Genomic DNA, 22,574 nt, shown 5'->3' with positions numbered 1-22,574 from the left:
GCTATATATAATCTTCAACGCGGGGTGGAGCAGCCCGGTAGCTCGTCAGGCTCATAACCTGAAGGCCGCAGGTTCAAATCCTGCCCCCGCAACCAGATATCGCAAATCATATCAATACAAAAAGCCTCCTTCGGGAGGCTTTTGGCGTTTCTACAAACCAGACACCACCGGACACAATCAGCAGAGCGTAAAGCCAAGATGGCTCGTTCAAAATGACGGCCGCCCGCATGCCCCCGATCTCACCACATGCCACCGACATCAATTCAATCTGCGGGATTGCCATGTGGCCCAAACCCGCCATGATGGGCCACATGCCGAAATCGGAAGAAAGCTGTCGTGACCGCCGAACCCTTGCACATCCTCAAAACCGTTTATGGCTATGACACGTTTCGTGGGCGGCAGGCCGACATCATCCGGCATGTCTTGGCGGGAAACAATGCCTTCGTCCTGATGCCGACGGGCGGCGGAAAATCGCTTTGCTATCAGATTCCAGCCATCGCACGCAAAGGAATGGGGCTGGTCGTCTCACCGCTCATCGCACTCATGGTCGATCAGGTCGCAGCCCTCAGACAGGCCGGCGTGCGCGCGGAGGCACTCAATTCCGATCTGTTGCCGGAAGAGCGGCGGCAGCTTTGGCGCGATATGCGGGCCGGCAAGGTCGACATTCTTTATGCGGCGCCGGAAACCCTTCTCAAGCCGGATGTTCTGGACGCACTTCAATCCATAGACCTGTCGCTGATCGCGGTCGATGAAGCCCATTGCCTGTCGCAATGGGGGCATGATTTTCGCCCGCCCTATCGCCAACTCGACATGCTGATCGAGCGTTTCCCGGATACACCGCGCATGGCGCTGACGGCGACAGCGGATGAACCCACCCGGACAGAGATTCTCGGTCATCTTAGCATCGATGAAGGTGACGCCTTCATCGCCGGATTTGACCGCCCCAACATTCGCTATGCGATCATGGAAAAGGATAATCCCCGCGCTCAGCTGAAGCGTTTTCTCAACGGCCGGGAGCATGAAAGCGGCATCGTTTATTGCCTGTCAAAACGTAAGGTGGATGAAACGGCGGCATGGCTGTGGGAAGAGGGGCGAGATGCGTTGCCCTATCACGCCGGCATGGACAAAGCCGCCCGCGAGGAGAACCAGACCCGCTTCCAGCACGGCGAAGCGGTGATCATTGTCGCAACCGTCGCCTTCGGCATGGGTATCGACAAGCCGGATGTGCGCTTTGTGGTCCATATCGACCTGCCCGGCAGCATTGAGGCCTATTATCAGGAGACCGGCCGCGCCGGTCGCGATGGCCTGCCGTCCGACGTGCTGATGCTTTACGGTTATGAGGACATTGCCCTGCGCAACCGCTTCATCGAAGAATCGGATGCCGCGGACCAGCGCAAATATATGGAGCGCCAGAAGCTCGATGCGCTGCTCGGTCTTGCGGAAACCGCAAGTTGCCGTAGGCAGGTATTGCTGTCCTATTTCGGCGACCGCTGTGCGCCATGCGGCAATTGCGATACCTGCGCGGAGCCGCCGGATCTGTTTGACGGAGCCATAGCGGCGCAAAAGCTGCTTTCCTGCATCTACCGAACCGGCGAACGCTTCGGCCAGGCCTATGTCATCCGCGTCTTGCTGGGCGTCGAGGACGAGCGGATCATGCGCTTCGGACACGATCGCATCAGCACATACGGGATAGGCAAGGAACACGACAACCGCGCCTGGCGGGCGATTCTGCGCCAGCTGGTGGCGCTGCGTCTGATCGAGGTTGATTTGTCCGGACATGGCGGACTATCCATTTCCGACGAGGGGAGGCGGTTCCTGCGCGAAAAACCGGCCCTGATGCTGCGAATACCATCCGCCCGCCGTGCCGGCCGGCAGCAGACGCCACGCAATGCTGCCTCCACGGCCTTGCCAGAGGCGGATCGCGGTCTCTTCGAGGCGCTGCGCGCAAAACGCATGGAAATTGCCCGGGCGCAGAACGTTCCGCCCTATGTGATTTTTCACGACAAGACCCTCATCGAACTTGCGGCGGTAAAGCCGGCTTCAGCAAAGGAAATGGCGCAGATTCCCGGCGTGGGGGACAGCAAGCTGGAACGTTATGGTCCCGCCTTTCTAGAGGCGATCATGCAACACGCCGCCGGCGACTGACGGGTCGATAGGTCCAGCGAAGCGTTGCGTCATTGGAATGTGGCGAGGCTCGGCCTTATCCCGTCGTGTCCTTGAACAGGACGTTCTGGTCGATGAGATAACGGGAGAACAGCGGCAGGCTCGCCCCGCCGATCGCCCGGGCCTGGCTGCCGACCGCACCTTCGATAATCTCCGGCATTGTGACACCCTGAAGATCGTGGTGCTTGAGGGCGAGCCGGGTGGCGGAAACGATCCTGGTTCTGACCCAGTCGGGAAAACCGCCATCGATGATGACGCTGGAAAAATCGATGATGGAGGCGGCGGCAATGACGGCCTGCGCCAGCGCGGCGGCGGTTTTGGCGATCCAGCTTTCCAGCGGTTCGCCGAAATCGATCCATTCGTCGGGAGAAAACCACAGGGGGCGTGGATCGATACCCCGTTCACGCAACATGTTTTCCAGCACGAAGATCGAGGCGATTTTCAGCAGCTGAACCGTATTGCCGTCCTGTCCTTGCACCGGCAGCGGGCCGATTGCGCCGGCCGTTCCGGTTTTTCCGGAAAACAGCGCCGAGTTCAAAACCACGCCGCCGCCGATGAACGAGCCGATGAAGATATAGAGAAAATCGGCGTAGTTCTGGCCAGCGCCAAAAACCAGCTCGGCACCGCAGGCGCTGGTGGCATCATTCTGCAGAAAGACCGGGTAACGGACGCTTTCGGCAATTTCCGAACGGATATCGACATCCCGCCAGCGTTCCATTTCAATCTGCGGTGCGCCCACTTCCTGCGCCCAGTTCCATAATTCGAACGGGGCCGCGATGCCGACGCCGGCAATTTTTTGCCGTTCGGAAGGAGACAGTTTCGATTCGAGTTCGGTTATGCCCTCTATGACAAAGGGCAATATCCACTCCGGCATGGGATAGGGATAGGTTCTGCGAAGCTTGAGCCTGATACGGCCGACGAAATCCATCAGCACCAGATCGACGCTGCGCCGGCCGATCTTCACGCCGAAAGAAAAGACGGCGTCGGGATTGAGGCGCATCGGCGTCGAAGGCTGCCCGACTTTACCGCGCAGCCTTTCGCCCCGGATAAGGAGGCCGTCCTTTTCCAGCGAGCGCATGATGACCGAAACGGTCTGCGCTGAAAGCCCGCAGAGTCTGGATATTTCCGCTTTCGACAATCCGCCGTGACGGCGAACGAGGGACAGCACCAGCCGCTCATTATAGGCGCGGACCCCGATCTGGTTGGCGCCGCCGCTTATATCCATGATAGTGGGCGGCGCAGGCGGCGCCGTCTCGACAGACTGTCTCATAATGTCATCCTCCCGCCCGCCATATCTGTCACGAGCGATACCGGCAGGCTTTATGGCAATCTTGCTATCGCAACGTAAACGTCCGCTGCGATATTCCTCCCTGCCGCAGATTAGAATGCCATACGGAATTAATAATTCAATCGGATTTATTTATTGACAGCGGTTTCCTTTGGTGGTTCCATCTGGGCCAACGGTCGCTGTTCTCGGAGGAGAGGAGATCGTCGGGCAACCGTCATGGTGCTCAAATATCCATTGGGAGGATCTCATGAAGACCACTGTTTCCGCTCTTCTGGGCGCGCTTGCGCTTGGCGTTTCTTTCGCTTCCGTCGCGTCCGCCGCCGATACGTCGGTTTGCCTCATTACCAAAACAGATACCAATCCCTTCTTCGTCAAGATGAAGGAAGGCGCGACCGCCAAGGCCAAAGAGCTTGGCGTGACGCTGAAATCCTATGCCGGCAAGATCGACGGCGATTCCGAAAGCCAGGTGGCTGCCATCGAGACCTGCATCGCCGATGGCGCCAAGGGTATTCTGATCACCGCATCGGACACCAAGGGCATCGTTCCGGCCGTGCAGAAGGCCCGTGATGCCGGTCTTCTGGTCATCGCCCTCGATACGCCTCTGGAGCCCGTCGATGCTGCCGATTCCACTTTCGCCACCGACAATCTTCTGGCCGGCGAACTGATCGGCAAATGGGCTGCCGGCACCCTCGGCGACAAGGCCAAGGACGCGAAAATCGCCTTCCTCAACCTTACCCCCTCCCAGCCGACTGTGGATGTGCTGCGCAACCAGGGCTTCATGAAGGGCTTTGGCATCGACGTGAAGGACATCAACAAGATCGGCGACGAAGATGATCCGCGCATCGTCGGCCATGATGTCACCAACGGCAATGAAGAAGGCGGCCGTGCGGCGATGGAAAACCTGCTGCAGAAGGACCCGACCATCAACGTCGTTCACACCATCAATGAGCCTGCAGCTGCCGGTGCTTACGAGGCGCTGAAGGCCGTGGGCCGTGAAAAGGATGTTCTGATCGTTTCCGTCGATGGCGGTTGCCCGGGCGTGAAGAACGTGGCGGAAGGCGTGATCGGCGCGACATCGCAGCAATATCCGCTGCTGATGGCGGCACTCGGTGTGGAAGCCGTCAAGAAATTCGCCGATACGGGTGAAAAGCCGAAGCCGACCGAAGGCAAGACCTTCGTCGATACCGGCGTGACGCTGGTAACCGACAAGCCGGTCAAGGGGCTCGATTCGATCGACACCAAGGAAGGTCTCAATAAGTGCTGGGGCTGATCCCTCGCCACTGAAACCCGCGGGGGCATTTTTGCCCCCGCCCTTGGACCAGAATGATTTCAGGCACGATCCGGGGGATCGGACAAAGGCACAAACGGGCGCGCCGCACACCCCGCAAGGGTGATTGGGCCGCTTCACAATACTTTGAATCTGCGCATCGTTCTCTCTGGAGAAAACCCGCTTTTCGGGGTTGATGCGATGGAGCGATCGGGAGGAATATCCATGAGCGATCAGCCGGTGCGGGCTCAGCCGCATAATGAATTTGAAAAGGTGCTGTCGGGAAGTTCGACGCAGGTCGCCGCTTTCGATACGCACGACAAGAGCGCGCTGGAAAAATTCCAGTATTTTCTGCATTCCAGCCCTGCGGCCGTGCCGCTTATCGTTCTGGTGCTGTCGCTGATCATTTTCGGCCTGCTCCTCGGCGGCAAGTTCTTCTCGGCTTTCTCGCTGACCCTCATCCTGCAGCAGGTCGCGATCGTCGGCATCGTCGGCGCGGCGCAATCTCTGGTCATTCTGACGGCTGGCATCGATCTGTCGGTCGGCGCGATCATGGTTCTCTCCTCCGTCATCATGGGGCAGTTCACCTTCCGTTACGGTTTGCCGGCGGAGCTTTCCATTCTCTGTGGCCTCGCCGTCGGCGCATTCTGCGGCTTCATCAACGGTGTGCTGGTCTCGCGCATGCGTCTGCCGCCCTTCATCGTCACGCTCGGCATGTGGCAGATCGTGCTGGCGACCAATTTCCTCTATTCGGCGAATGAGACTATCCGTGCCCAGGACATCGCCCAGCAGGCGCCGATCCTGCAGTTCTTCGGCGCCAATATCCGTTTCGGCAACGCGGTTTTCACCTATGGCGTCATCGCCATGGTCCTGCTTGTCGCGCTGCTCTGGTATGTGCTGAACCGCACCGCCTGGGGCCGTCATCTTTATGCTGTCGGTGACGATCCGGACGCCGCCGAACTTGCCGGCGTCAACGTCAAGCGCATGCTGACGACCGTCTACACGCTGTCCGGCCTTATCTGCGCCTTTGCCGGCTGGGCCTTGATCGGCCGCATCGGCTCGGTTTCGCCGACCGCCGGTCAATTTGCCAATATCGAATCCATCACCGCGGTGGTTATCGGCGGCCTGTCGCTGTTCGGTGGACGCGGCTCCATCATGGGCATGATCTTTGGCGCCCTGATCGTCGGCGTCTTTTCGCTCGGCCTCAGGCTCATCGGCACCGACCCGCAATGGACCTATCTGTTGATCGGCGTCCTTATCATCATGGCTGTCGCAATCGACCAGTGGATCAGAAAGGTAGCAGGCTGATGGCAAAAGAACCCATTCTCACAGCACGCAATCTCGTCAAACGCTATGGTCGCGTGACCGCTCTCGACCATGCCGATTTCGATCTGTATCCAGGCGAAATCCTGGCCGTGATCGGCGACAATGGCGCCGGCAAATCCTCTCTCATCAAGGCGATTTCCGGCGCGGTGACGCCCGATGAGGGAGAGATCCGGCTGGAAGGCCAGCCCGTGCAGTTCCGCTCGCCGATCGAGGCGCGCAAGGCGGGCATCGAGACGGTCTACCAGAACCTCGCCCTCTCGCCCGCGCTTTCCATAGCCGACAATATGTTCCTCGGCCGTGAAATCCGCAAACCCGGCATTCAGGGCAGCCTGTTTCGGGCGCTTGACCGCCCGGCCATGGAAAAATTCGCCCGGGAGAAGCTTTCCGAACTCGGCCTGATGACGATCCAGAATATCAATCAGGCGGTGGAAACCCTCTCTGGCGGCCAGCGTCAGGGCGTGGCGGTGGCGCGTGCGGCCGCTTTCGGCTCCAAGGTCGTCATCCTTGACGAACCGACGGCAGCACTTGGCGTCAAGGAAAGCCGCCGCGTTCTGGAGCTTATTCTCGATGTACGTTCCCGCGGCCTGCCGATCGTTCTGATCTCGCATAACATGCCGCATGTGTTCGAGGTTGCCGATCGCATCCATATCCATCGGCTCGGCAAGCGCCTGTGCGTCATCAATCCAAAGGACTATTCCATGTCCGACGCCGTCGCCTTCATGACCGGCGCCAAGGAAGCGCCGAAGGAAACGCTTGCCGCATGACGCTGAAGCTTGAGACGATCGTCGAAGACGTGCTTCGACGGGCAGAGGGTCGATCCCGTTTCATCATTGCCATTGCCGGTCCCCCTGGGGCCGGCAAATCCACGCTGGCGGATGCCCTTTGTGATGCCTTGCGCGCGCGGGGCGAAACGGCCGCCGTGCTGCCCATGGACGGCTTTCATATGGATAACGGCATTCTCGAACAACGGGGACTGCTGTCGCGAAAGGGCGCGCCCGAAACATTCGACGTGCGTGGTTTCCTCGATATCGTCTGCGCCGTCCGCAAGGGCGGGCAGGAGGTACTTGTCCCGGTTTTTGATCGCTCCCGCGAAATCGCAATCGCCTCTGCCCGGGCGATTGCGCCGGAAACACGCTTCATCTTGGCGGAAGGCAATTATCTGCTGCTGAACGAAGCGCCTTGGACGACGCTTTCCACAAGCTTCGATCTCACCATTTTTGTGGGTCCGTCCGTCGCGGTGCTGGAGGAGAGGCTGCGCAACAGATGGCAGGGTTACGGTCTCGATGCGGTTGCAATCCACGCCAAACTTTTTGCAAACGATCTTCCCAATGGCAAAAGGGTGATCGAAAACGCCCGTCCTGCCGATATTCATATCGAAATCTGGGAATAGATTAACGCTTTTCCGTCCCTGAGCGACAAGGCGCATAGGCCTTTAAGTCTTTGTTGACCATGTGTTGAATCTTTTTGATCCACAGGGTGGGGCTTTCGCCTGTCTATTTATTGACGAGAAAATTTCCTCATATACTATATGTGGTGTTCGAGGTTCTTCCGATTCGCAAGCGTCGGGAGCTAAGACGGGAATTCGGTGCGTGACGCCATCATGGCGGAGCAAGTCCGAAACTGCCCCCGCAACTGTAAGCGGTGAGCATCGTTCCGATTTGGGTCACTGGGGTCAAAAGCTCCGGGAAGGCTGGAATGGATGTTTTGACCCGCAAGTCAGGAGACCTGCCTTGAGCGCAAACGTCCACGGGCGGGGTGTCCGGAGGAAGGTGTATGACGCAAATGATTTGCGTTCGCCCTTTTCTGCCCCCTCCAGAACAAGCTTCGGGGTGAAGTCATGCCAGTGCATTTCTTTAAGTTGCTGCGCTCATCGGCGTAGAAAGTGATTCTGCGCGGCTTGAAGCGCCGTCAGGAAAACCGGATCCCGGTTTCCCTCCGGAAATGCGACAGGACGCCCGGGCTATGCGCCTCACCTGAATGACAGATCCATCGCCGCCCGATCGCAATTGCAATCGGCAATGTTGAGCCGTGTCCAAAATCGGCTTCGAGAGAGGAAATTATGACCGTCACCGTTTACAGCAAGCCCGCCTGCGTCCAATGCACCGCCACCTATCGTGCGCTGGACCGCATCGGCGTCCCCTATGAGATCGTCGATATTTCCGAAGATGCGGATGCGCTCGATCATGTCCGCGGTCTCGGTTACATGCAGGTGCCGGTGGTTGTCGCCGGCGAGCGGCACTGGGCGGGTTTCCGGCCGGACATGATCGGCGCGATCAGCTGAGGCGGCGGGGCGATGGGCCTGATCGTCTATTATTCCAGCCGTTCCGAAAACACCCATCGTTTCCTTCTGAAGCTGGGACGGCGATTGTTTCGCCTGCCGCTCGGCGTCGAGGATGACGTGCCTCAGGTGTCGGAGCCCTACGTGCTCGTCACCCCCACCTATGGCGGCGGCGGAACCAAAGGGGCCGTGCCCAAGCCGGTCATCCGGTTCTTGAACGAACCCTCCAACCGAAATCTCATTCGCGGCGTCATCGCGGCGGGCAACACGAATTTTGGCGCAGCTTTCGCATCCGCCGGAGACATCGTCTCACGCAAATGCGCGGTGCCGTTTCTCTATCGCTTCGAGCTTCTGGGCACGGAGGAAGATGTCGCCAACGTCAAACATGGATTGGAACGATTTTGGACACGCTGACCTCTAGCGCGCTGCGCAACAAGGATGCCACACAGCCGCCAGCCGCAAGCCAGAAACCGGTGGATGCCGGTCTGGACTATCACGCGCTGAACGCGATGCTGAACCTCTACGACGAAAACGGCAAGATCCAGCTCGACAAGGATCGCCTTGCCGCCCGGCAATATTTCCTCCAGCACGTCAACCAGAACACCGTGTTTTTCCATAACCTTCGGGAAAAGCTCGATTATCTGGTGACGGAGGGATATTACGAGCAGGAGGTACTGGATCAGTATTCCTTCAATTTTGTCCGCGACCTTTACGACGAGGCCTATGCCCGGAAATTCCGCTTTCCGACCTTTCTCGGTGCCTTCAAATATTACACCTCCTACACGCTGAAGACCTTCGACGGGAAACGTTATCTCGAGCGTTACGAAGACCGCGTCTGCATGGTGGCGCTGGCTCTTGCACGCGGTGACGAGCAGCTGGCCCGTGATCTTATGGACGAGATCATTTCCGGCCGTTTCCAGCCGGCAACGCCGACCTTTCTCAACGCCGGCAAGAAGAGCCGCGGTGAACTGGTCTCGTGTTTTCTGCTGCGCGTGGAAGACAATATGGAAAGCATCGGCCGCTCGATCAATTCGGCGCTGCAGCTTTCCAAGCGCGGCGGCGGCGTGGCGCTGTCGCTTACCAATATTCGCGAGGCCGGGGCTCCGATCAAGCAGATCGAAAACCAGTCTTCCGGCGTCATCCCGGTGATGAAGCTTCTGGAAGACAGCTTTTCCTACGCCAACCAGCTTGGCGCACGTCAGGGCGCGGGTGCGGTATATCTGCACGCCCACCACCCGGATATCATGCGCTTCCTCGATACCAAGCGCGAAAATGCGGATGAAAAAATCCGCATCAAGACCCTGTCGCTCGGTGTGGTGATCCCGGACATCACCTTCGAACTCGCCCGCAACAATGAGGATATGTACCTGTTCTCGCCCTATGATGTGGAGCGGGTCTATGGCGTGCCTTTCACCGAAATCTCGGTCAGCGAAAAATACCACGAGATGGTCGCCGACAGCCGCATCCGCAAGAAGAAGATCAAGGCGCGCGAGTTCTTCCAGATCATCGCCGAAATCCAGTTTGAGAGCGGTTACCCCTACATCATGTTCGAAGATACGGTGAACCGGGCCAATCCGGTCGCCGGCCGCATCAGCATGAGCAATCTCTGCTCGGAAATCCTGCAGGTCAGCGAAGCGAGCGAATTTAATCCCGATCTGTCCTATAGCCATATGGGCAAGGATATTTCCTGCAATCTCGGCTCGCTCAATATCGCCGCCGCAATGGATTCCGCCGATTTCGGCAAGACGATCGCAACGTCCATCCGCGCGCTGACGGCGGTGTCGGACATGAGCCACATTTCCTCCGTCCCCTCGGTGGAAAAGGGCAATGATGCCAGCCACGCCATCGGGCTTGGCCAGATGAACCTGCACGGTTATCTGGCGCGCGAACGCATCTTCTACGGCTCCGAAGAAGGCATCGATTTCACCAATATCTATTTCTACACCGTGACCTATCATGCCATCCGCGCCAGCAATCGGCTGGCGGTGGAAAGGGGCCAGAGCTTCAAGGGCTTTGAAAATTCCAAATATGCGTCAGGCGAGTATTTCGACAAATATACCGACCGCGAATGGCTGCCTGCCACCGAGAAGGTGAAGGTGCTGTTCGAAGAAGCTGGCATCGCCATTCCGACGCAGGCGGACTGGGCGGCGTTGAAGCAGGAGGTCATGGCATCGGGCCTCTACAACCAGAACCTTCAGGCCGTGCCGCCCACCGGCTCGATCTCCTACATCAACCACTCGACCTCTTCGATCCATCCGATCGTTTCGAAGATCGAGATTCGCAAGGAGGGCAAGATCGGCCGCGTTTATTACCCGGCTTCCTATCTTTCGAACGATAATCTCGAATATTATCAGGATGCCTATGAGATCGGCCCCGAAAAGATCATCGATACCTATGCGGCGGCCACCCAGCATGTCGATCAGGGCCTGTCGCTGACGCTGTTCTTCCGCGATACGGCGACGACGCGCGATATCAACCGGGCACAGATCTACGCCTGGAAGAAGGGCATCAAGACCATTTATTACATCCGTTTGCGCCAGATGGCGCTGGAAGGCACGCAGGTTCAGGGCTGCGTTTCCTGCACGCTCTGATTTGAGGGACAAGAGAATGAACATCGCCGTTAAACCCGCGTCCCGCATCCGCGCCGTCAACTGGAACCGGATCGAGGACGACAAGGACCTCGAAGTCTGGAACCGCCTGACCTCGAATTTCTGGCTGCCGGAAAAAGTACCGCTTTCCAATGACATCCCCTCCTGGGGAACGCTGAAGCCGGAAGAACAGAAGCTGACGATCCGTGTCTTCACCGGCCTGACATTGCTCGACACCATCCAGAACGGCGTCGGGGCCGTGCGCCTGATGGCGGATTCGGCAACGCCGCATGAGGAGGCGGTGCTTTCCAACATCTCCTTCATGGAGGCCGTGCACGCCCGCTCCTATTCGTCGATCTTTTCGACGCTCTGCCTCACCCCCGACGTTGACGATGCCTATCGCTGGTCGGAGGAAAACGAGTTCCTGCAGCGCAAATCCGCGCTCATCATGCGGGAGTACGACAGCGGCGATCCGCTGAAGAAGAAGATCGCCAGCGTGTTCCTGGAGAGCTTTCTGTTCTATTCCGGCTTCTACCTGCCGATGTTCTGGTCAAGCCGGGCCAAGCTCACCAATACGGCCGACCTCATCCGCCTCATCATCCGCGACGAGGCCGTGCATGGTTATTATATCGGCTACAAGTTCCAGCGGGCGGTGGATCGGGTCGGTGAGACGCAAAGGCAGGAGATCAAGGATTTCGCCTTCGACCTGCTTCTGGAGCTTTACGACAACGAGGCGAAATATACCGAGGACCTCTATGACGGCGTCGGCCTGACGGAGGACGTCAAGCAGTTCCTGCACTACAATGCCAACAAGGCCCTGATGAATCTGGGTTACGAGGCGTTGTTTCCCGCCGAAGCCTGCCGGGTCAATCCGGCGATCCTCTCCGCGCTCTCGCCCAATGCCGACGAAAACCACGACTTCTTCTCCGGCTCCGGCTCGTCCTATGTCATCGGCAAGGCGGTTGCGACCGAAGACGAAGACTGGGATTTCTGAAACCGATATGCCGACAGGACCCGCAAGGCTATTGCGGGTTCACCACCTTGCTCGCAAGGCGGAAGGGGCTGGCGACGGTGGCGCCGATCGCATCGAAAACGAAGGCTCCGGCACTGTTGATGTCACCCCCGCGCCTGCTTGCCTCCAGTTGCGGCACCATGGAGGCCAGCGCCGCATAGCGGTCGTGGTTGAGCGGGTCCGAAGCCTTCAGATTTGAGATGTCGACGAATTGCACGCCCTCCTTCAGAGCGGCTTCCTGCACCTGTGGGTCGGTGACATCCAGCGCGCCGATACGGGTGACGTCCGCACCGAGAATGGAAGAGGCTTTGAGCGCGCGGTCGTCCTTGGACACGAGAACGGTGAGCGGCGGACTGAGCCGGCCGACAACCTCGATCTGCTTGCGGAAGACATCGGCGTCAATATCGGGCGCAGCCAGCACCACCTGCAGCTTGGCGATGACATCGTTCCTGCCCTCGAAGCGCAATTGTCGCAGCGCCTCCATGACCAGCCAGCCGCCCATGCTGTGCCCGAACACGACAACGCTTTTCTTCGGGGTTTGACGGGTGAGATCGGTCAACATTGCGGCGAGCGCATCGCGTGAAAAGGTCGCTGATTCCTTGTCGGCCACATAGCCGGCGACGGTGGCCTGCGACGGCCAGGAAAAGACCAGCGGTACGCCGTTCATATTGGCGTCTGCCGCCATCTGCGCCGCGCGGAAGAGTGCTTCCTGATAGCTGTAATTATAGCCGTGTACAAAAAGTGCGATCTGCTTGCCGGAGCGGGCTATGTCGCCCAGATCGGTATTGAAGCGCGTCTTCGTCAGCATATCGGCCCGCGTCACGACAAAATCCTTGTTCGGATCGGGCTTGCCGTTCGCCCATTCGATTTTCCCGCTCTTATGGCTGGGCGGAATGGAAATATCGAAGCTTGCGTAATTCGGTTCCATCGCCCGCTGCGTGCCGAAGCCTTTTTTCGCGTCCTTGTTTTTCTCCCGCGTGCTCGCCACATAGGCCGTCACGATTTTCGTGTCATGGGTCCTGGTGTTTACGGCCTGCAACACGTCCGCTCCCGGCCGGCCTGCACAGGATGAAAGAAGACCAAGGGTGAGAAGCAGCGAAAGGATCAGACGCATGAATGGGCTACCGGTGATAAGGACGGCCCATAAATAGCTGCCCGCTGAAAAAGTTGCTACTGGAGAATGAATTGCACTGTTGCGGCGGTCTTCGGTGCGCAGGACCATTCCCCACCTTGCCATCCGGCCAGGTTCGTTTTAGGCCGTAAAGATGACGAACAAGGTGTCGCTTTTACGGCTGAAACTCACGGACTTCCGCAATTATACGGCGGCGTCGCTCACCCTTGATGAGCGGCATGTGGTGCTGACGGGCGATAACGGCTCCGGCAAGACCAATCTCCTGGAGGCTGTCTCCTTTCTCTCCCCCGGAAGGGGCCTGCGCCGGGCCACCCTGTCCGATGTGACACGGGTTGGTGCACAGACCAGCGGTTTCTCGATCTTTGCCGATGTCGAGGGTATGGACGGTGATGTCGCCATCGGCACGGGCATCGAAGGCGATGGCGAGGTGGTGTCGCGTCGCCTGAGGTTGAACGGCACGCCGGTAAAATCCGTCGACGAACTGACCGACCACTTGCGGGTTCTGTGGCTGACGCCCGCCATGGATGGCCTTTTTACCGGCTCGTCATCGGACCGCCGGCGTTTTCTCGACCGGCTGGTGCTGTCGCTCGATCCGGCCCATGGCCGGCGCGCAAGCGATTTCGAAAAGGCCATGCGCGGCCGCAACCGCCTGCTTTCGGAAGGCCGTTTTGATCCGGTCTGGCTTGATGGCATTGAAAAGCAGATGGCCGAACTCGGCATCTCCATGGCGGTCGCCCGTTACGAGATGCTCGGCCTGTTGAAGACTTTGATCGAGGGACGGGCCGGTAATGCTGCCTTCCCCTCGGCGGCGCTGTCGCTCGCCGGCTTCATGGATGGCGGACTCAACCGCCCAGCCGTCGATCTGGAAGACGAATATGGTCTTATGCTGCGGGAAGGCCGGTATCGGGACGCCGCCGCCGGCCGCACGCTGGATGGCCCGCACCGTGTCGATCTCTTCGTGCGCCATGCGGAAAAGGACATGGAAGCCGAACGCTGTTCGACCGGGGAACAGAAGGCGCTACTGGTCGGGCTGGTGCTTGCGCATGCGCAGCTCACCGCCAATATGACCGGTTATGCCCCTATTCTGCTGTTGGACGAGATTGCCGCCCATCTGGACGAGGGCAGGCGGGCGGCTCTGTTCGATCTCATCCATGCGCTTGGCGGCCAGAGTTTCATGACCGGAACCGATGCCGCCATGTTCTCCGCCCTTGGCGAACGGGCGCAATTCTTCAATGTTTCCCACGGGAGCATTACGGCATGACGGTCAAGAGATGGAGGGCGGCATGGACCCGCTGAACCCGGAAGAAATCGAACGCTACAAACGCCACATCCTGCTGCCGGAAATCGGTGGTGCCGGCCAGCAGCGGCTGAAAGCGGCGCGGGTTCTGGTCATCGGGGCGGGTGGCCTCGGCGCGCCGGTACTCCATTATCTCGCCGCCGCCGGTGTCGGCACGCTCGGCATGATCGATGACGATGTCGTCTCCCTGTCCAATCTGCAGCGGCAGGTGATCCACGATACCGGCACCATCGGTGAGCTGAAAACGGAAAGCGCCCGTAAGGCCATCGCCCGGCTCAATCCGCATGTTCGCACGCTCGTTTATGAGGAGCGCTTTTCGCAGGTCTGGGCGCATGATCATCTGCCGGCCTTCGATCTCTTGATCGATGGTTCGGATAATTTCGATACGCGTTATGCCGCGGCGGACGCCGCAGAGGCGGCAAAAAGACCGCTCGTGACAGGCGCCGTCGGCCGCTTCGACGGCTCGGTGACGGTGCTGAAGCCCTATGAAGCCAATGCGGAAGGCGCCCTGCTGCCGGGTTACCGCGATCTGTTCCCGGAGCCGCCGCCGCAGGGACTTATCCCCAATTGCGCGGAAACGGGCATCGTCGGTGCGCTGACCGGCGTCATCGGCACGCTCATGGCCATGGAGGCGATCAAGGTGATCACCGGTGCCGGTGAGCCGCTGATCGGCCGCCTGCTGCTTTATGATGCCCTGGCGGCCCGTTTTGAAACGGTGCGTTACAAACGCCGGACGGCCGGAAAGAAACCATGATCGAGATCGCAAGGATAGGTGAAGAATTCGATCGCTGGCAGGAATTGCTGGCGCTCATCATGGCCTCTTTCGCCTATATGGATGGCGTCATCGACCCGCCATCCTCGGCCTATCGCCTGACACCCGAAAATCTTGCCGAGAAGGCAAGAGCGGAGGCCGCTTTCGTGGCGTGGGATGGTGATGAGTTGCTCGGCTGCATGTTTTGCAGGCCTGAGCCGCCAGCCTCTCTTTATATCGGCAAGTTATGTGTTTCCCCCAAAGCGCAGGGCAGCGGCATTGGCAGAATGTTTCTGCAGCAAGCCGAAGTGCTGGCCCGCGCATTGGCGCTGCCGGCGCTCAGGCTGGAAACGCGCATTGAGCTTCTCGCCAATCACGCGAAATTCGCCGGTTGGGGTTTCGTCAAGACCGCCGAAAACGCCCATGCCGGATATGATCGCCCGACCTCGATCGAAATGACCAAACTCCTGGGCTGAAACCGCTTGTGGACGTCGCCATCAGATGAATGGCGCGCCTATTGCAAAAGGCCGGATTGCAGCATCTGGGAGAGAAAGACGGAAGAGACGCGGTCAATACCCGTCTGCGGCTGGACGTCTGCCGTTCCCAGCCGCCAAATCCCCTTATCCGGCCCGCTGACAAGCTGAACTTCCGTGGTGACCTTATGGGTCAGCGGAGCCGTCTTGGTGGCTTCCACCATCTGCTTCATGAGCCTCACGGAAGGCATGCGCGTTCTGTCGCCAATCTCGTCGGCTTTTGTGGTGGCCTTCAGGCGCTGGAAGGCTGGCCCGACATCCGGCAGAGAGCAGTTCATCTTTATCCGCGCCACAAAAAGACCGCCGGGCGTTTGTGAACCGATACGTGCAGGCTCCGCCTTGCAGCGCACCCGCTCCGTGCTTGCCACCCAGAGCTTTGCGAACTGGTTCGATTGTTCGTTCGTTGTCCCTTTGGGAGAATGCATGCCCCTGTATTTACGTTGCCATGCGACCGGGTCTGCGACCAGTTCCATATCGGTATAGCGCTGTCCGCTGCCTGGGGATCCCCACTCCCTGTCCAGGCGGGCCATGCTGGCACGATCAAAGTTCAGCCAGGCGCGATAATAGAGTTCGGCGGTTTCCTCCGGTGAGGGCGACGCGGCCAGGGCCGGGCCGCTGGCCAGCATGGACAGAAGGCAGATCAGCGATAAAAACGTCGATCGTATTCCCATTGAACTCTTCCTCCCCGCGGTGATCGAATGATGTTTGCCTGAACCGGCTCAGTTCCGCCCCGGCAACACGCGGTTCGGCGGGCGGTGCCCGTCGAACAATGTCCGGATGTTGATGATGACCTTGTCGCCCATTTCGATGCGGCCTTCGATCGTGGCCGAGCCCATATGCGGAAGCAGCACGACCTTGCCTTCCTTGGCGAGCTTGATGAGCTTGGGGTTCACCTGCGGCTCGTTCTCATAGACATCGAGACCGGCACCGGCGATCTTGCCTTCGCGCAGGCACTGGATCATCGCCGCCTCATCGATGATATCGCCGCGAGCCGTATTGACGATGTAGCTGGTCGGCTGCATCAGCGCCAGCCGCCGCGCCGAGATCAGGTGATAGGTCGCGGGCGTCGAGGGGCAATTGACGGAAACGATGTCCACCCGCGCCAGCATCTGGTCGAGGCTGTCCCAATAGGTTGCCTCAAGCTCGGCTTCCGTCGCCGGATTGACGCGTTTGCGGTTGTGATAATGAATGGAAAGGCCGAAGGCCTTGGCGCGCCGTGCAACCGCCGTTCCGATGCGGCCCATGCCGACAATGCCCATGCGCTTGCCGGAAATCCGTCGTCCAAGCATCCATGTGGGTGACCAGCCGAGCCACTCATCTGCGCCGTTGGCGAGCACCCGCGTGCCTTCGATCATCCGGCGCGGCACAGCCAGCACCAGCGCCATGGTGATATCGGCGCTATCCTCGGTCAGCACATTCGGCGTATTGGTGACAGAGATGCCTTTGCGGGCGGCCGCATCGACATCCACATGGTCGATACCGTTGGAGAAGCTGGCGATCAGTTTCAATTGCGACCCGGCCTTGTCGATCATCGCGGCGGTGATGCGGTCGGTGACGGTCGGTACCAGCACGTCCACCCGCTGCATGGCGGCGACAAGCTCTTCCTCGCTGCGCGGCGTATCATCGATATTCAGTTCGGCATCGAAGAGTTCGCGCATTCTGGTCTCGACGACGTCAGGCAATTTGCGGGTGATATAGACTGTCGGTCTCTTCTTGTGGGTCATCGTTTGCCGCTGCCTTGTTCAGAAGTCATTAACCAGAAAGAGCGATAATTTCTTTCAATCAGGGCGTTTCTACCAGACCCACCGGCGAAGACAAACAAAACTCGCCGAAGCGCGAGGCATGTGGAAACGGGCCTCCTCGAATATCATCCGGTTTGCAGAAGGCGGGAAACGGAAATGGGCATGCGCAGTGTGGTTTCTATCGTTTGCATTGCATTGTCTCTGGGCCTTCTCGGCGGGGCGACCGAAGCCATGGCGCAGGGTGCGGCCAAGGGCGCAAGCGGCCTGCCGCTGCCGCGTTTTGTCAGCCTGAAATCCAAGCGCGTCAACATGCGCATTGGCCCCAGCACGGATTACGCCGTGTCATGGATGTATCTGAAATCCGGCATGCCGGTGGAAATCATCCAGGAATATGAAAACTGGCGGCGCATCCGCGATGCCGACGGCACGGAAGGCTGGGTCAACCAGGCGCTGCTCTCCGGCGAGCGCACGGCTGTCGCCGCTCCGTGGATGCGCGGCAAGGGCAAGGAAGTCTATGTCAACATGCGCCGCGAAGCGCAGTCGGGCGCTGCCGTCATCGCCAGGCTGGAGCCGGGCGTCGTCTTCAGGATCGGCGAATGCAACGGCGACTGGTGCCGCGCCGAGGCGGGTCAGGCCTCGGGCTGGGTCTCGCAGGGCGAAATCTGGGGCGCTTATCCCGGCGAGGCCTTTAAATAAGGCCGTGTTTTTCGCCCAGCGTCTTCAGTGATGACATCGGGCGTGGCCCGACCTGCTGAATGACGGCGGCAGCCGCAAGGCAGCCGAGCTTGCCGCAATCTTCCAGCGAACGGTCCTGCGTATAACCGAAGAGGAAACCTGCGGCGAAAAGGTCGCCCGCCCCCGTCGTATCGACCACGTCATGCACGGGATAGGCTTCCACCTTCACGCGGTCCGTGCCGCGCAGGATGACGGCGCCTTCTTCGCTCATCGTCACCGCGGCTATCTTGCAATCGGCGGCAATTTTTGTCAGCGCCAGTTCGAAATCGTCGGTTTCGTAAAGAGAAAGCGCTTCCTGCTTGTTGGCGAACACGATGTCCACCGTGCCGGAGCGCATCAGTTCCAGAAACTCGTCGCGGTAGCGACCGACGCAGAAGCTGTCGGAGAGCGTCATGGAGACTTCGCGGCCGTTTTCATGGGCAATGCGGGCACATTCGCGAATGGCGTCCTTGGCGCGCGGCGGATCCCACAGGTAACCTTCGAAATAGGTGACCTTGGTCTGCGCCACCACATCGTCTTCCACATCTTCCGGGCCGAGATCGACGCAGGCGCCGAGATAGGTGTTCATCGAGCGCTCGCCGTCTTCAGTCACGAAGATCATCGAACGGGCGGTCGGTGGAAACGTGCCTTCCGGTTTGGTTTCGAAATAGACGCCCTGGGCGCGAATATCGTGCTGGAAGATTTCGCCGAGCTGGTCTTCGGCCACCTTGCCGAAATAGGCGGCCCTGCCGCCGAAATTCGCCACGCCCGCCGCCGTATTGCCGGCGCTGCCGCCGGAGGCTTCAAGCGCCGGTCCCATCAGCGAATAAAGCAATTCGGCGCGTTCGGCATCGATGAGGTTCATCGCACCTTTGGTAATGGCATTGTCGTTGAGGAAGTGGTCATCGCAGCGGGAGATGATGTCGACGATGGCATTGCCGACAGTCAGTACGTCGAATTTCGTCATAGGCCCTATCCGGTTCGCACGGCATGTGCGTATTTTTTGAAAGGTCTTAAACATTTCTGGCGGCAAGAAAAGCCCAAAGGGAAAATATGCGGTTCGGCCTGGCGAACGAAAACGCGTCATCTGCCTGTAATGTGATTAAGCTATTACTGTTTTCAGAGCAAAGGTATGTAAGTGCGTACCGGAATGAGAGACATGATGGTCTTTCGGCTCAACCGTTATCTCCGCCACGGATGTACTGGCGGCACATAACGGACACAAAAGGCGGGGGCGACCCCGCTTTTTCTTTTGGTCGAAGGCCCTTATGTCTGGGCTCTACATGGCCCAAGGAGCGCGTTCGACGACAGCTTCCCTTGGGTTTGCCGCGATATTGCACATGTCCCGATTTGACGAAAACAGGCGGCTGGGGTGTTTTCGCGATTCCATTCCCGTGGAAAAGCCTCTAAAGCGGAGTATCTCCCGCAAAAGCCGCGAAAGCTTTCCCTCCATGTCTGCCGTTGCCGCGAATGTCGCCCCGATTTTCATTCTCATCCTGATCGGCTGGTTGACCGTCAAGGCCGGCCTGTTCAGGGCCGATGCCGGCGATATCCTGAGCGATTTCGTGTTCAAGATCGCCGTTCCGACATTGATCTTCCGCACGCTCGCGGAGGCGAATTTTCATGGCGCGTCACCCTTCCGGCTCTGGGTCACCTATTTCGCCGGCGTGGCTGTTACCTGGACACTCGGGCATATCGTTACCCGTTACGTCTTCAAGCAGGATGTCCGCATCGCAGTCATTGCCGGCATCTCTTCGGCCTTCGCCAACAATATCTTCATTGGCCTGCCGCTCGTCGGTCGTTCGGTGGGGGATGAGGGGCTGGTGGCGCTGTCCATCCTGCTCGCCATCCATCTGCCGGTCATGATGATCGCTGGTACGATCCTGATGGAAAACGCAACGCACAAGGCGGTCGGCGGCGAAAAGCGAAGCATGGCGGCGGTCTTCAGGCAGGTGGGTCGCAACCTTGTCACCAATCCGCTGGTGATCGGGCTTTTCATCGGACTTTCCACCAATGTTTCCGGTGTGCCGCTGACGCCGATCCTGAAGACCGTGGTCGATCAGATCGCTTCCATGGCGGGGCCGGCGGCGCTGATTTCGCTCGGCATGGCGCTGACGAAATATACCATTCGCGGTAATCTCGGCATTGCCGTCACCATGACGGTTTTTAAACTGCTGCTGTTTCCCGCCTGCGTCTGGGCCATGGGCCATGTTCTCGGCCTCAGCCGCGAGTGGACGGCGGCGCTCGTCCTCACCTCGTCGGTGCCGACGGGGGTAAATGCCTGGCTGATCGCCAACCGTTTCGGTATCGGCCACAGCGTTGCGGCCTCCACCATCAGCATTTCAACGGCGACCGGCGTTTTGTCCGTGTCGTTATGGGCCTGGCTGCTGAGCTGACCCGATTATTTCTGGGCGCTCAGAATCTTGAAGCGCGCATTACGGCAAACCTCGGCGCTCGTGCGGAATTCCGCCGCCAGCACCGGCTCATAGGGCAGGCCGCGATTGGCGACCATCAAGAGCTTGCCGCCACTGCGAAGCGCGCCGGCCGCAGCCTTGATGAAGGTCTGGCCCAGCGCCGGTTCAGCGGCCTGTCCGCCGGCGTGGAAAGGCGGGTTCATGATGATGAGGTCGTATTTTTCCTTCGGCGGTTCGTTGGCCAGGTCCTGCCAGAAGAAACGCGACGTCAGCCGGGGATTGTTTTCGAGAAGATTGGTCTTCGCGAATTCCAGCGCGTTCCAGTCCGCTTCGAAAAGATCGATACGCGCCGTGCGCGGCGATTTTTCCGCCAGCATGATGGAGAGATAACCCCAGCCGGCGCCAAAATCGGCGGCATTGCCATCGAAGTCGGTCGGCAGGCGCGATGCGAGCAGCTCCGAACCGTCATCCACGCGGTCATGCGAGAACATGCCGGGCAAGGCAGTGAAACGGCCTTCCACCGTCACCGGCTTTTGCACAAGCTTGGAGACGGCGGCCGAAACATCCTCCGGTCGTTTGAACCACAGCGCGACACCGTGATATTTCGGTGTCGATTCCGCCTCGATGCCGAGTTTCGTCAGCGTCTTGCGCAGCGTCAGGATACCGTCTTCCTTCGATCCGGCTGCGACGATCAGGCCGCCGGCCTTTACGCGCGACAGCGCCTCGGCGAGACGATTTTCGTTTTCACCGCGGTGTTTGCCGCAAAGCAGCAGCGCCGCATCGTAATCCTCGCCCGAAACCGACGGGGTGACCTGTTTGCCCTGAGCCTCAAGAGCGCGATAGAGCGGCCGAAGATGCTGAACCGCGACGATCTCCGCGTCGAAACCGGCAAGCAGCGGACCGGCTTCCGCTCCCAGAAACAGAACGCGTTCGCCCTCTTTCGGCATGGCAAGCATGTCCGAAGCAAAGGGATGGAAAAGGGTTTTCACGGCGTCACGGCTCATGGGAGCGTCCTCGAGGTAGGATGGAGTTTGTCAGGGAAAAATGGAAACCGGTTTTCCCGAAAAGACAAACGATAACAAAAACGAAAAAAAGGCGCGGGCAAAACCCGCGCCTCGATAGGGTCTGGTGGCGCGGCCTTATTCGGCAGCGGCTTCACCGTCTTCCTTCTTCTTGTCGGCAACGATTTCCTTGCCGGTTGCCTGGTCGACAACCTTCATGGACAGGCGAACCTTGCCACGCTCGTCGAAGCCCATCAGCTTGACCCAGACCTTGTCGCCCTCCTTGACGACGTCGGAGGTCTTGGCGACACGCTCGGAAGCCAACTGCGAGATGTGGACGAGGCCGTCACGCGCGCCGAAGAAGTTGACGAAAGCGCCGAAGTCGGCGGTCTTGACGACCGTGCCTTCGTAGATCTGGCCGACTTCCGGTTCCGCAACGATCGAGTGGATCCACTTGCGGGCCGCTTCGATTTCCTTGCCGGAAGAAGAAGCGATCTTGACGGTGCCGTCATCTTCGATGTTGATCTTGGCGCCGGTCTTTTCGACGATTTCGCGAATGACCTTGCCGCCCGAACCGATGACTTCACGGATCTTGTCGACCGGAATGTTCATCACTTCGATGCGCGGTGCGAATTCGCCGAGCTGGCTGCGGCTTTCGGTGATGGCGTTGGCCATTTCGCCGAGAATATGCTTGCGGCCGCCCTGTGCCTGTTCCAGAGCGATCTTCATGATCTCTTCGGTGATGCCGGCGATCTTGATGTCCATCTGCAGCGAGGTGATGCCGTCGGCCGTACCCGCAACCTTGAAGTCCATGTCGCCGAGGTGGTCTTCGTCACCGAGAATGTCGGAGAGAACCGCAAAACGCTCACCTTCGAGGATGAGGCCCATGGCGATACCGGCAACCGGCTTCGCCAGCGGAACGCCGGCATCCATCAGCGCGAGCGAGGTGCCGCAAACGGTTGCCATCGACGAGGAGCCGTTGGACTCGGTGATTTCGGAAACGACGCGCAGCGTGTAGGGGAACTGTTCCGCCGTCGGCAGCATCGGGCGGATAGCGCGCCATGCGAG

Annotated in this window: 21 protein-coding genes, 1 tRNA gene and 1 riboswitch; of the genes, 15 read left to right on the top strand and 7 right to left on the bottom strand. The window is 59.4% G+C overall.

From position 1 onward, the window contains the following. Window positions 1–18 precede the first annotated feature (18 nt). Window positions 19–95, top strand: a tRNA-Met gene (locus ACI2KA_RS25990). Between the two features lie 241 nt (window positions 96–336). Beyond that, window positions 337–2,145: a DNA helicase RecQ gene (gene recQ, locus ACI2KA_RS25985; RefSeq protein WP_404505328.1), complete on the top strand. Its 1,809-nt coding sequence runs from the start codon at window positions 337–339 to the stop codon at window positions 2,143–2,145. A 55-nt stretch (window positions 2,146–2,200) separates the two neighbouring features. Here recQ and ACI2KA_RS25980 read toward each other — a convergent pair whose 3' ends face one another. Further along, window positions 2,201–3,433, bottom strand: coding sequence for an ROK family transcriptional regulator (locus ACI2KA_RS25980; RefSeq protein WP_404505327.1), 1,233 nt, complete (start codon window positions 3,431–3,433; stop codon window positions 2,201–2,203). 265 nt (window positions 3,434–3,698) lie between these two features. On the opposite strand from ACI2KA_RS25980, the gene ACI2KA_RS25975 reads away from it, so the two are divergent. The 8 genes from ACI2KA_RS25975 to nrdF all read left to right on the top strand — a co-directional run bounded on the left by ACI2KA_RS25975 (window position 3,699) and on the right by nrdF (window position 11,904). Continuing rightward, window positions 3,699–4,721 (top strand): sugar ABC transporter substrate-binding protein, encoded by a 1,023-nt coding sequence (locus ACI2KA_RS25975; RefSeq protein WP_404505326.1) that lies wholly within the window; start codon window positions 3,699–3,701, stop codon window positions 4,719–4,721. Between the two features lie 222 nt (window positions 4,722–4,943). Further along, entirely contained in the window at window positions 4,944–6,026 is a 1,083-nt protein-coding gene (locus ACI2KA_RS25970; RefSeq protein ID WP_404505325.1) for an ABC transporter permease, read from the top strand. Next, window positions 6,026–6,808, top strand: a complete 783-nt coding sequence (locus tag ACI2KA_RS25965) for an ATP-binding cassette domain-containing protein (RefSeq protein ID WP_003524281.1) — start codon at window positions 6,026–6,028, stop codon at window positions 6,806–6,808. The genes ACI2KA_RS25970 and ACI2KA_RS25965 overlap by 1 nt, the downstream gene beginning before the upstream one ends. Continuing rightward, entirely contained in the window at window positions 6,805–7,434 is a 630-nt protein-coding gene (locus tag ACI2KA_RS25960) for a nucleoside triphosphate hydrolase (RefSeq protein WP_404505324.1), read from the top strand. The genes ACI2KA_RS25965 and ACI2KA_RS25960 overlap by 4 nt, the downstream gene beginning before the upstream one ends. A 133-nt stretch (window positions 7,435–7,567) precedes the next feature. Next, window positions 7,568–7,792: riboswitch (cobalamin riboswitch) on the top strand. 311 nt (window positions 7,793–8,103) lie between these two features. Continuing rightward, window positions 8,104–8,325: a glutaredoxin-like protein NrdH gene (gene nrdH / locus ACI2KA_RS25955; RefSeq protein WP_046799096.1), complete on the top strand. Its 222-nt coding sequence runs from the start codon at window positions 8,104–8,106 to the stop codon at window positions 8,323–8,325. 12 nt (window positions 8,326–8,337) lie between these two features. Further along, on the top strand, window positions 8,338–8,736 hold the full coding sequence (gene nrdI, locus ACI2KA_RS25950; protein ID WP_404505323.1) for a class Ib ribonucleoside-diphosphate reductase assembly flavoprotein NrdI: 399 nt from the start codon (window positions 8,338–8,340) through the stop codon (window positions 8,734–8,736). Then, window positions 8,724–10,913 carry a class 1b ribonucleoside-diphosphate reductase subunit alpha gene (nrdE, locus tag ACI2KA_RS25945; protein ID WP_404505322.1) on the top strand — a complete coding sequence of 730 codons (2,190 nt, stop codon included), beginning with the start codon at window positions 8,724–8,726 and terminating at the stop codon, window positions 10,911–10,913. The genes nrdI and nrdE overlap by 13 nt, the downstream gene beginning before the upstream one ends. Window positions 10,914–10,929: 16 nt before the next feature. Further along, on the top strand, window positions 10,930–11,904 hold the full coding sequence (nrdF, locus tag ACI2KA_RS25940; protein WP_404505321.1) for a class 1b ribonucleoside-diphosphate reductase subunit beta: 975 nt from the start codon (window positions 10,930–10,932) through the stop codon (window positions 11,902–11,904). A 28-nt stretch (window positions 11,905–11,932) separates the two neighbouring features. Here the strand turns inward: nrdF and ACI2KA_RS25935 are convergent, their stop codons facing one another. After that, the gene (locus ACI2KA_RS25935) at window positions 11,933–13,036 is read right to left on the bottom strand and encodes an alpha/beta hydrolase (RefSeq protein ID WP_404505320.1); all 1,104 of its coding nucleotides are present in this window, start codon (window positions 13,034–13,036) and stop codon (window positions 11,933–11,935) included. A gap of 151 nt (window positions 13,037–13,187) precedes the next feature. On the opposite strand from ACI2KA_RS25935, the gene recF reads away from it, so the two are divergent. Genes recF through ACI2KA_RS25920 form a run of 3 tightly spaced genes read left to right on the top strand, consistent with a single transcriptional unit; the run spans window position 13,188 to window position 15,578 of the window. After that, a complete protein-coding gene (gene recF, locus ACI2KA_RS25930; protein WP_404505319.1) occupies window positions 13,188–14,315 on the top strand; it encodes a DNA replication/repair protein RecF in 1,128 nt (375 codons plus the stop codon). Between the two features lie 22 nt (window positions 14,316–14,337). Continuing rightward, window positions 14,338–15,105, top strand: a complete 768-nt coding sequence (locus ACI2KA_RS25925) for a molybdopterin-synthase adenylyltransferase MoeB (protein ID WP_404505318.1) — start codon at window positions 14,338–14,340, stop codon at window positions 15,103–15,105. Beyond that, complete coding sequence (locus ACI2KA_RS25920) at window positions 15,102–15,578, top strand: GNAT family N-acetyltransferase (protein ID WP_404505317.1); 477 nt, start codon at window positions 15,102–15,104, stop codon at window positions 15,576–15,578. Before ACI2KA_RS25925 ends, ACI2KA_RS25920 begins: the two co-directional genes overlap by 4 nt. Window positions 15,579–15,616: 38 nt before the next feature. Here the strand turns inward: ACI2KA_RS25920 and ACI2KA_RS25915 are convergent, their stop codons facing one another. After that, window positions 15,617–16,261 carry a hypothetical protein gene (locus tag ACI2KA_RS25915; RefSeq protein WP_404505316.1) on the bottom strand — a complete coding sequence of 215 codons (645 nt, stop codon included), beginning with the start codon at window positions 16,259–16,261 and terminating at the stop codon, window positions 15,617–15,619. Window positions 16,262–16,354: 93 nt separating this feature from the next. Further along, a complete protein-coding gene (locus tag ACI2KA_RS25910; protein ID WP_404505315.1) occupies window positions 16,355–17,359 on the bottom strand; it encodes a 2-hydroxyacid dehydrogenase in 1,005 nt (334 codons plus the stop codon). Window positions 17,360–17,539: 180 nt separating this feature from the next. Here ACI2KA_RS25910 and ACI2KA_RS25905 point away from each other — a divergent pair, with 180 nt between their 5' ends. Beyond that, on the top strand, window positions 17,540–18,073 hold the full coding sequence (locus ACI2KA_RS25905) for an SH3 domain-containing protein (RefSeq protein ID WP_404505329.1): 534 nt from the start codon (window positions 17,540–17,542) through the stop codon (window positions 18,071–18,073). Here ACI2KA_RS25905 and ACI2KA_RS25900 read toward each other — a convergent pair. Further along, window positions 18,066–19,058: an adenosine kinase gene (locus tag ACI2KA_RS25900; RefSeq protein ID WP_404505314.1), complete on the bottom strand. Its 993-nt coding sequence runs from the start codon at window positions 19,056–19,058 to the stop codon at window positions 18,066–18,068. The two genes, ACI2KA_RS25905 and ACI2KA_RS25900, sit on opposite strands and share 8 nt — an antisense overlap. Before the next feature lie 484 nt (window positions 19,059–19,542). Here ACI2KA_RS25900 and ACI2KA_RS25895 point away from each other — a divergent pair, with 484 nt between their 5' ends. Beyond that, window positions 19,543–20,487, top strand: a complete 945-nt coding sequence (locus ACI2KA_RS25895) for an AEC family transporter (protein ID WP_404505313.1) — start codon at window positions 19,543–19,545, stop codon at window positions 20,485–20,487. A 5-nt stretch (window positions 20,488–20,492) separates the two neighbouring features. Here the strand turns inward: ACI2KA_RS25895 and ACI2KA_RS25890 are convergent, their stop codons facing one another. Further along, entirely contained in the window at window positions 20,493–21,509 is a 1,017-nt protein-coding gene (locus ACI2KA_RS25890) for a class I SAM-dependent methyltransferase (RefSeq protein ID WP_404505312.1), read from the bottom strand. A gap of 135 nt (window positions 21,510–21,644) precedes the next feature. Beyond that, a partial coding sequence (locus ACI2KA_RS25885) for a S1 RNA-binding domain-containing protein (RefSeq protein WP_404505311.1) occupies window positions 21,645–22,574 on the bottom strand: 930 nt, incomplete at its 5' end.

It is taken from the genome of Agrobacterium sp. NPDC089420, assembly GCF_044900305.1.
Classification (GTDB): domain Bacteria; phylum Pseudomonadota; class Alphaproteobacteria; order Rhizobiales; family Rhizobiaceae; genus Agrobacterium.
Note: the sequence above shows the minus strand (reverse complement) of the source record. Positions and strands in the feature narration are given on the sequence as shown.

Coding starts and splice junctions, on each gene's coding strand:
- ACI2KA_RS25935 (WP_404505320.1), bottom strand. CDS start 13,036: ATGCGTCTGATCCTTTCGCTGCTTCTCACCCTTGGTCTTCTTTCATCC.
- ACI2KA_RS25900 (WP_404505314.1), bottom strand. CDS start 19,058: ATGACGAAATTCGACGTACTGACTGTCGGCAATGCCATCGTCGACATC.
- recF (WP_404505319.1), top strand. CDS start 13,188: ATGACGAACAAGGTGTCGCTTTTACGGCTGAAACTCACGGACTTCCGC.
- ACI2KA_RS25970 (WP_404505325.1), top strand. CDS start 4,944: ATGAGCGATCAGCCGGTGCGGGCTCAGCCGCATAATGAATTTGAAAAG.
- ACI2KA_RS25925 (WP_404505318.1), top strand. CDS start 14,338: ATGGACCCGCTGAACCCGGAAGAAATCGAACGCTACAAACGCCACATC.
- ACI2KA_RS25975 (WP_404505326.1), top strand. CDS start 3,699: ATGAAGACCACTGTTTCCGCTCTTCTGGGCGCGCTTGCGCTTGGCGTT.
- ACI2KA_RS25895 (WP_404505313.1), top strand. CDS start 19,543: ATGTCTGCCGTTGCCGCGAATGTCGCCCCGATTTTCATTCTCATCCTG.
- ACI2KA_RS25920 (WP_404505317.1), top strand. CDS start 15,102: ATGATCGAGATCGCAAGGATAGGTGAAGAATTCGATCGCTGGCAGGAA.
- ACI2KA_RS25905 (WP_404505329.1), top strand. CDS start 17,540: ATGCGCAGTGTGGTTTCTATCGTTTGCATTGCATTGTCTCTGGGCCTT.
- nrdF (WP_404505321.1), top strand. CDS start 10,930: ATGAACATCGCCGTTAAACCCGCGTCCCGCATCCGCGCCGTCAACTGG.
- ACI2KA_RS25980 (WP_404505327.1), bottom strand. CDS start 3,433: ATGAGACAGTCTGTCGAGACGGCGCCGCCTGCGCCGCCCACTATCATG.
- ACI2KA_RS25915 (WP_404505316.1), bottom strand. CDS start 16,261: ATGCTGGCCAGCGGCCCGGCCCTGGCCGCGTCGCCCTCACCGGAGGAA.
- ACI2KA_RS25965 (WP_003524281.1), top strand. CDS start 6,026: ATGGCAAAAGAACCCATTCTCACAGCACGCAATCTCGTCAAACGCTAT.
- ACI2KA_RS25910 (WP_404505315.1), bottom strand. CDS start 17,359: ATGACCCACAAGAAGAGACCGACAGTCTATATCACCCGCAAATTGCCT.
- nrdH (WP_046799096.1), top strand. CDS start 8,104: ATGACCGTCACCGTTTACAGCAAGCCCGCCTGCGTCCAATGCACCGCC.
- nrdI (WP_404505323.1), top strand. CDS start 8,338: ATGGGCCTGATCGTCTATTATTCCAGCCGTTCCGAAAACACCCATCGT.
- ACI2KA_RS25890 (WP_404505312.1), bottom strand. CDS start 21,509: ATGAGCCGTGACGCCGTGAAAACCCTTTTCCATCCCTTTGCTTCGGAC.
- ACI2KA_RS25960 (WP_404505324.1), top strand. CDS start 6,805: ATGACGCTGAAGCTTGAGACGATCGTCGAAGACGTGCTTCGACGGGCA.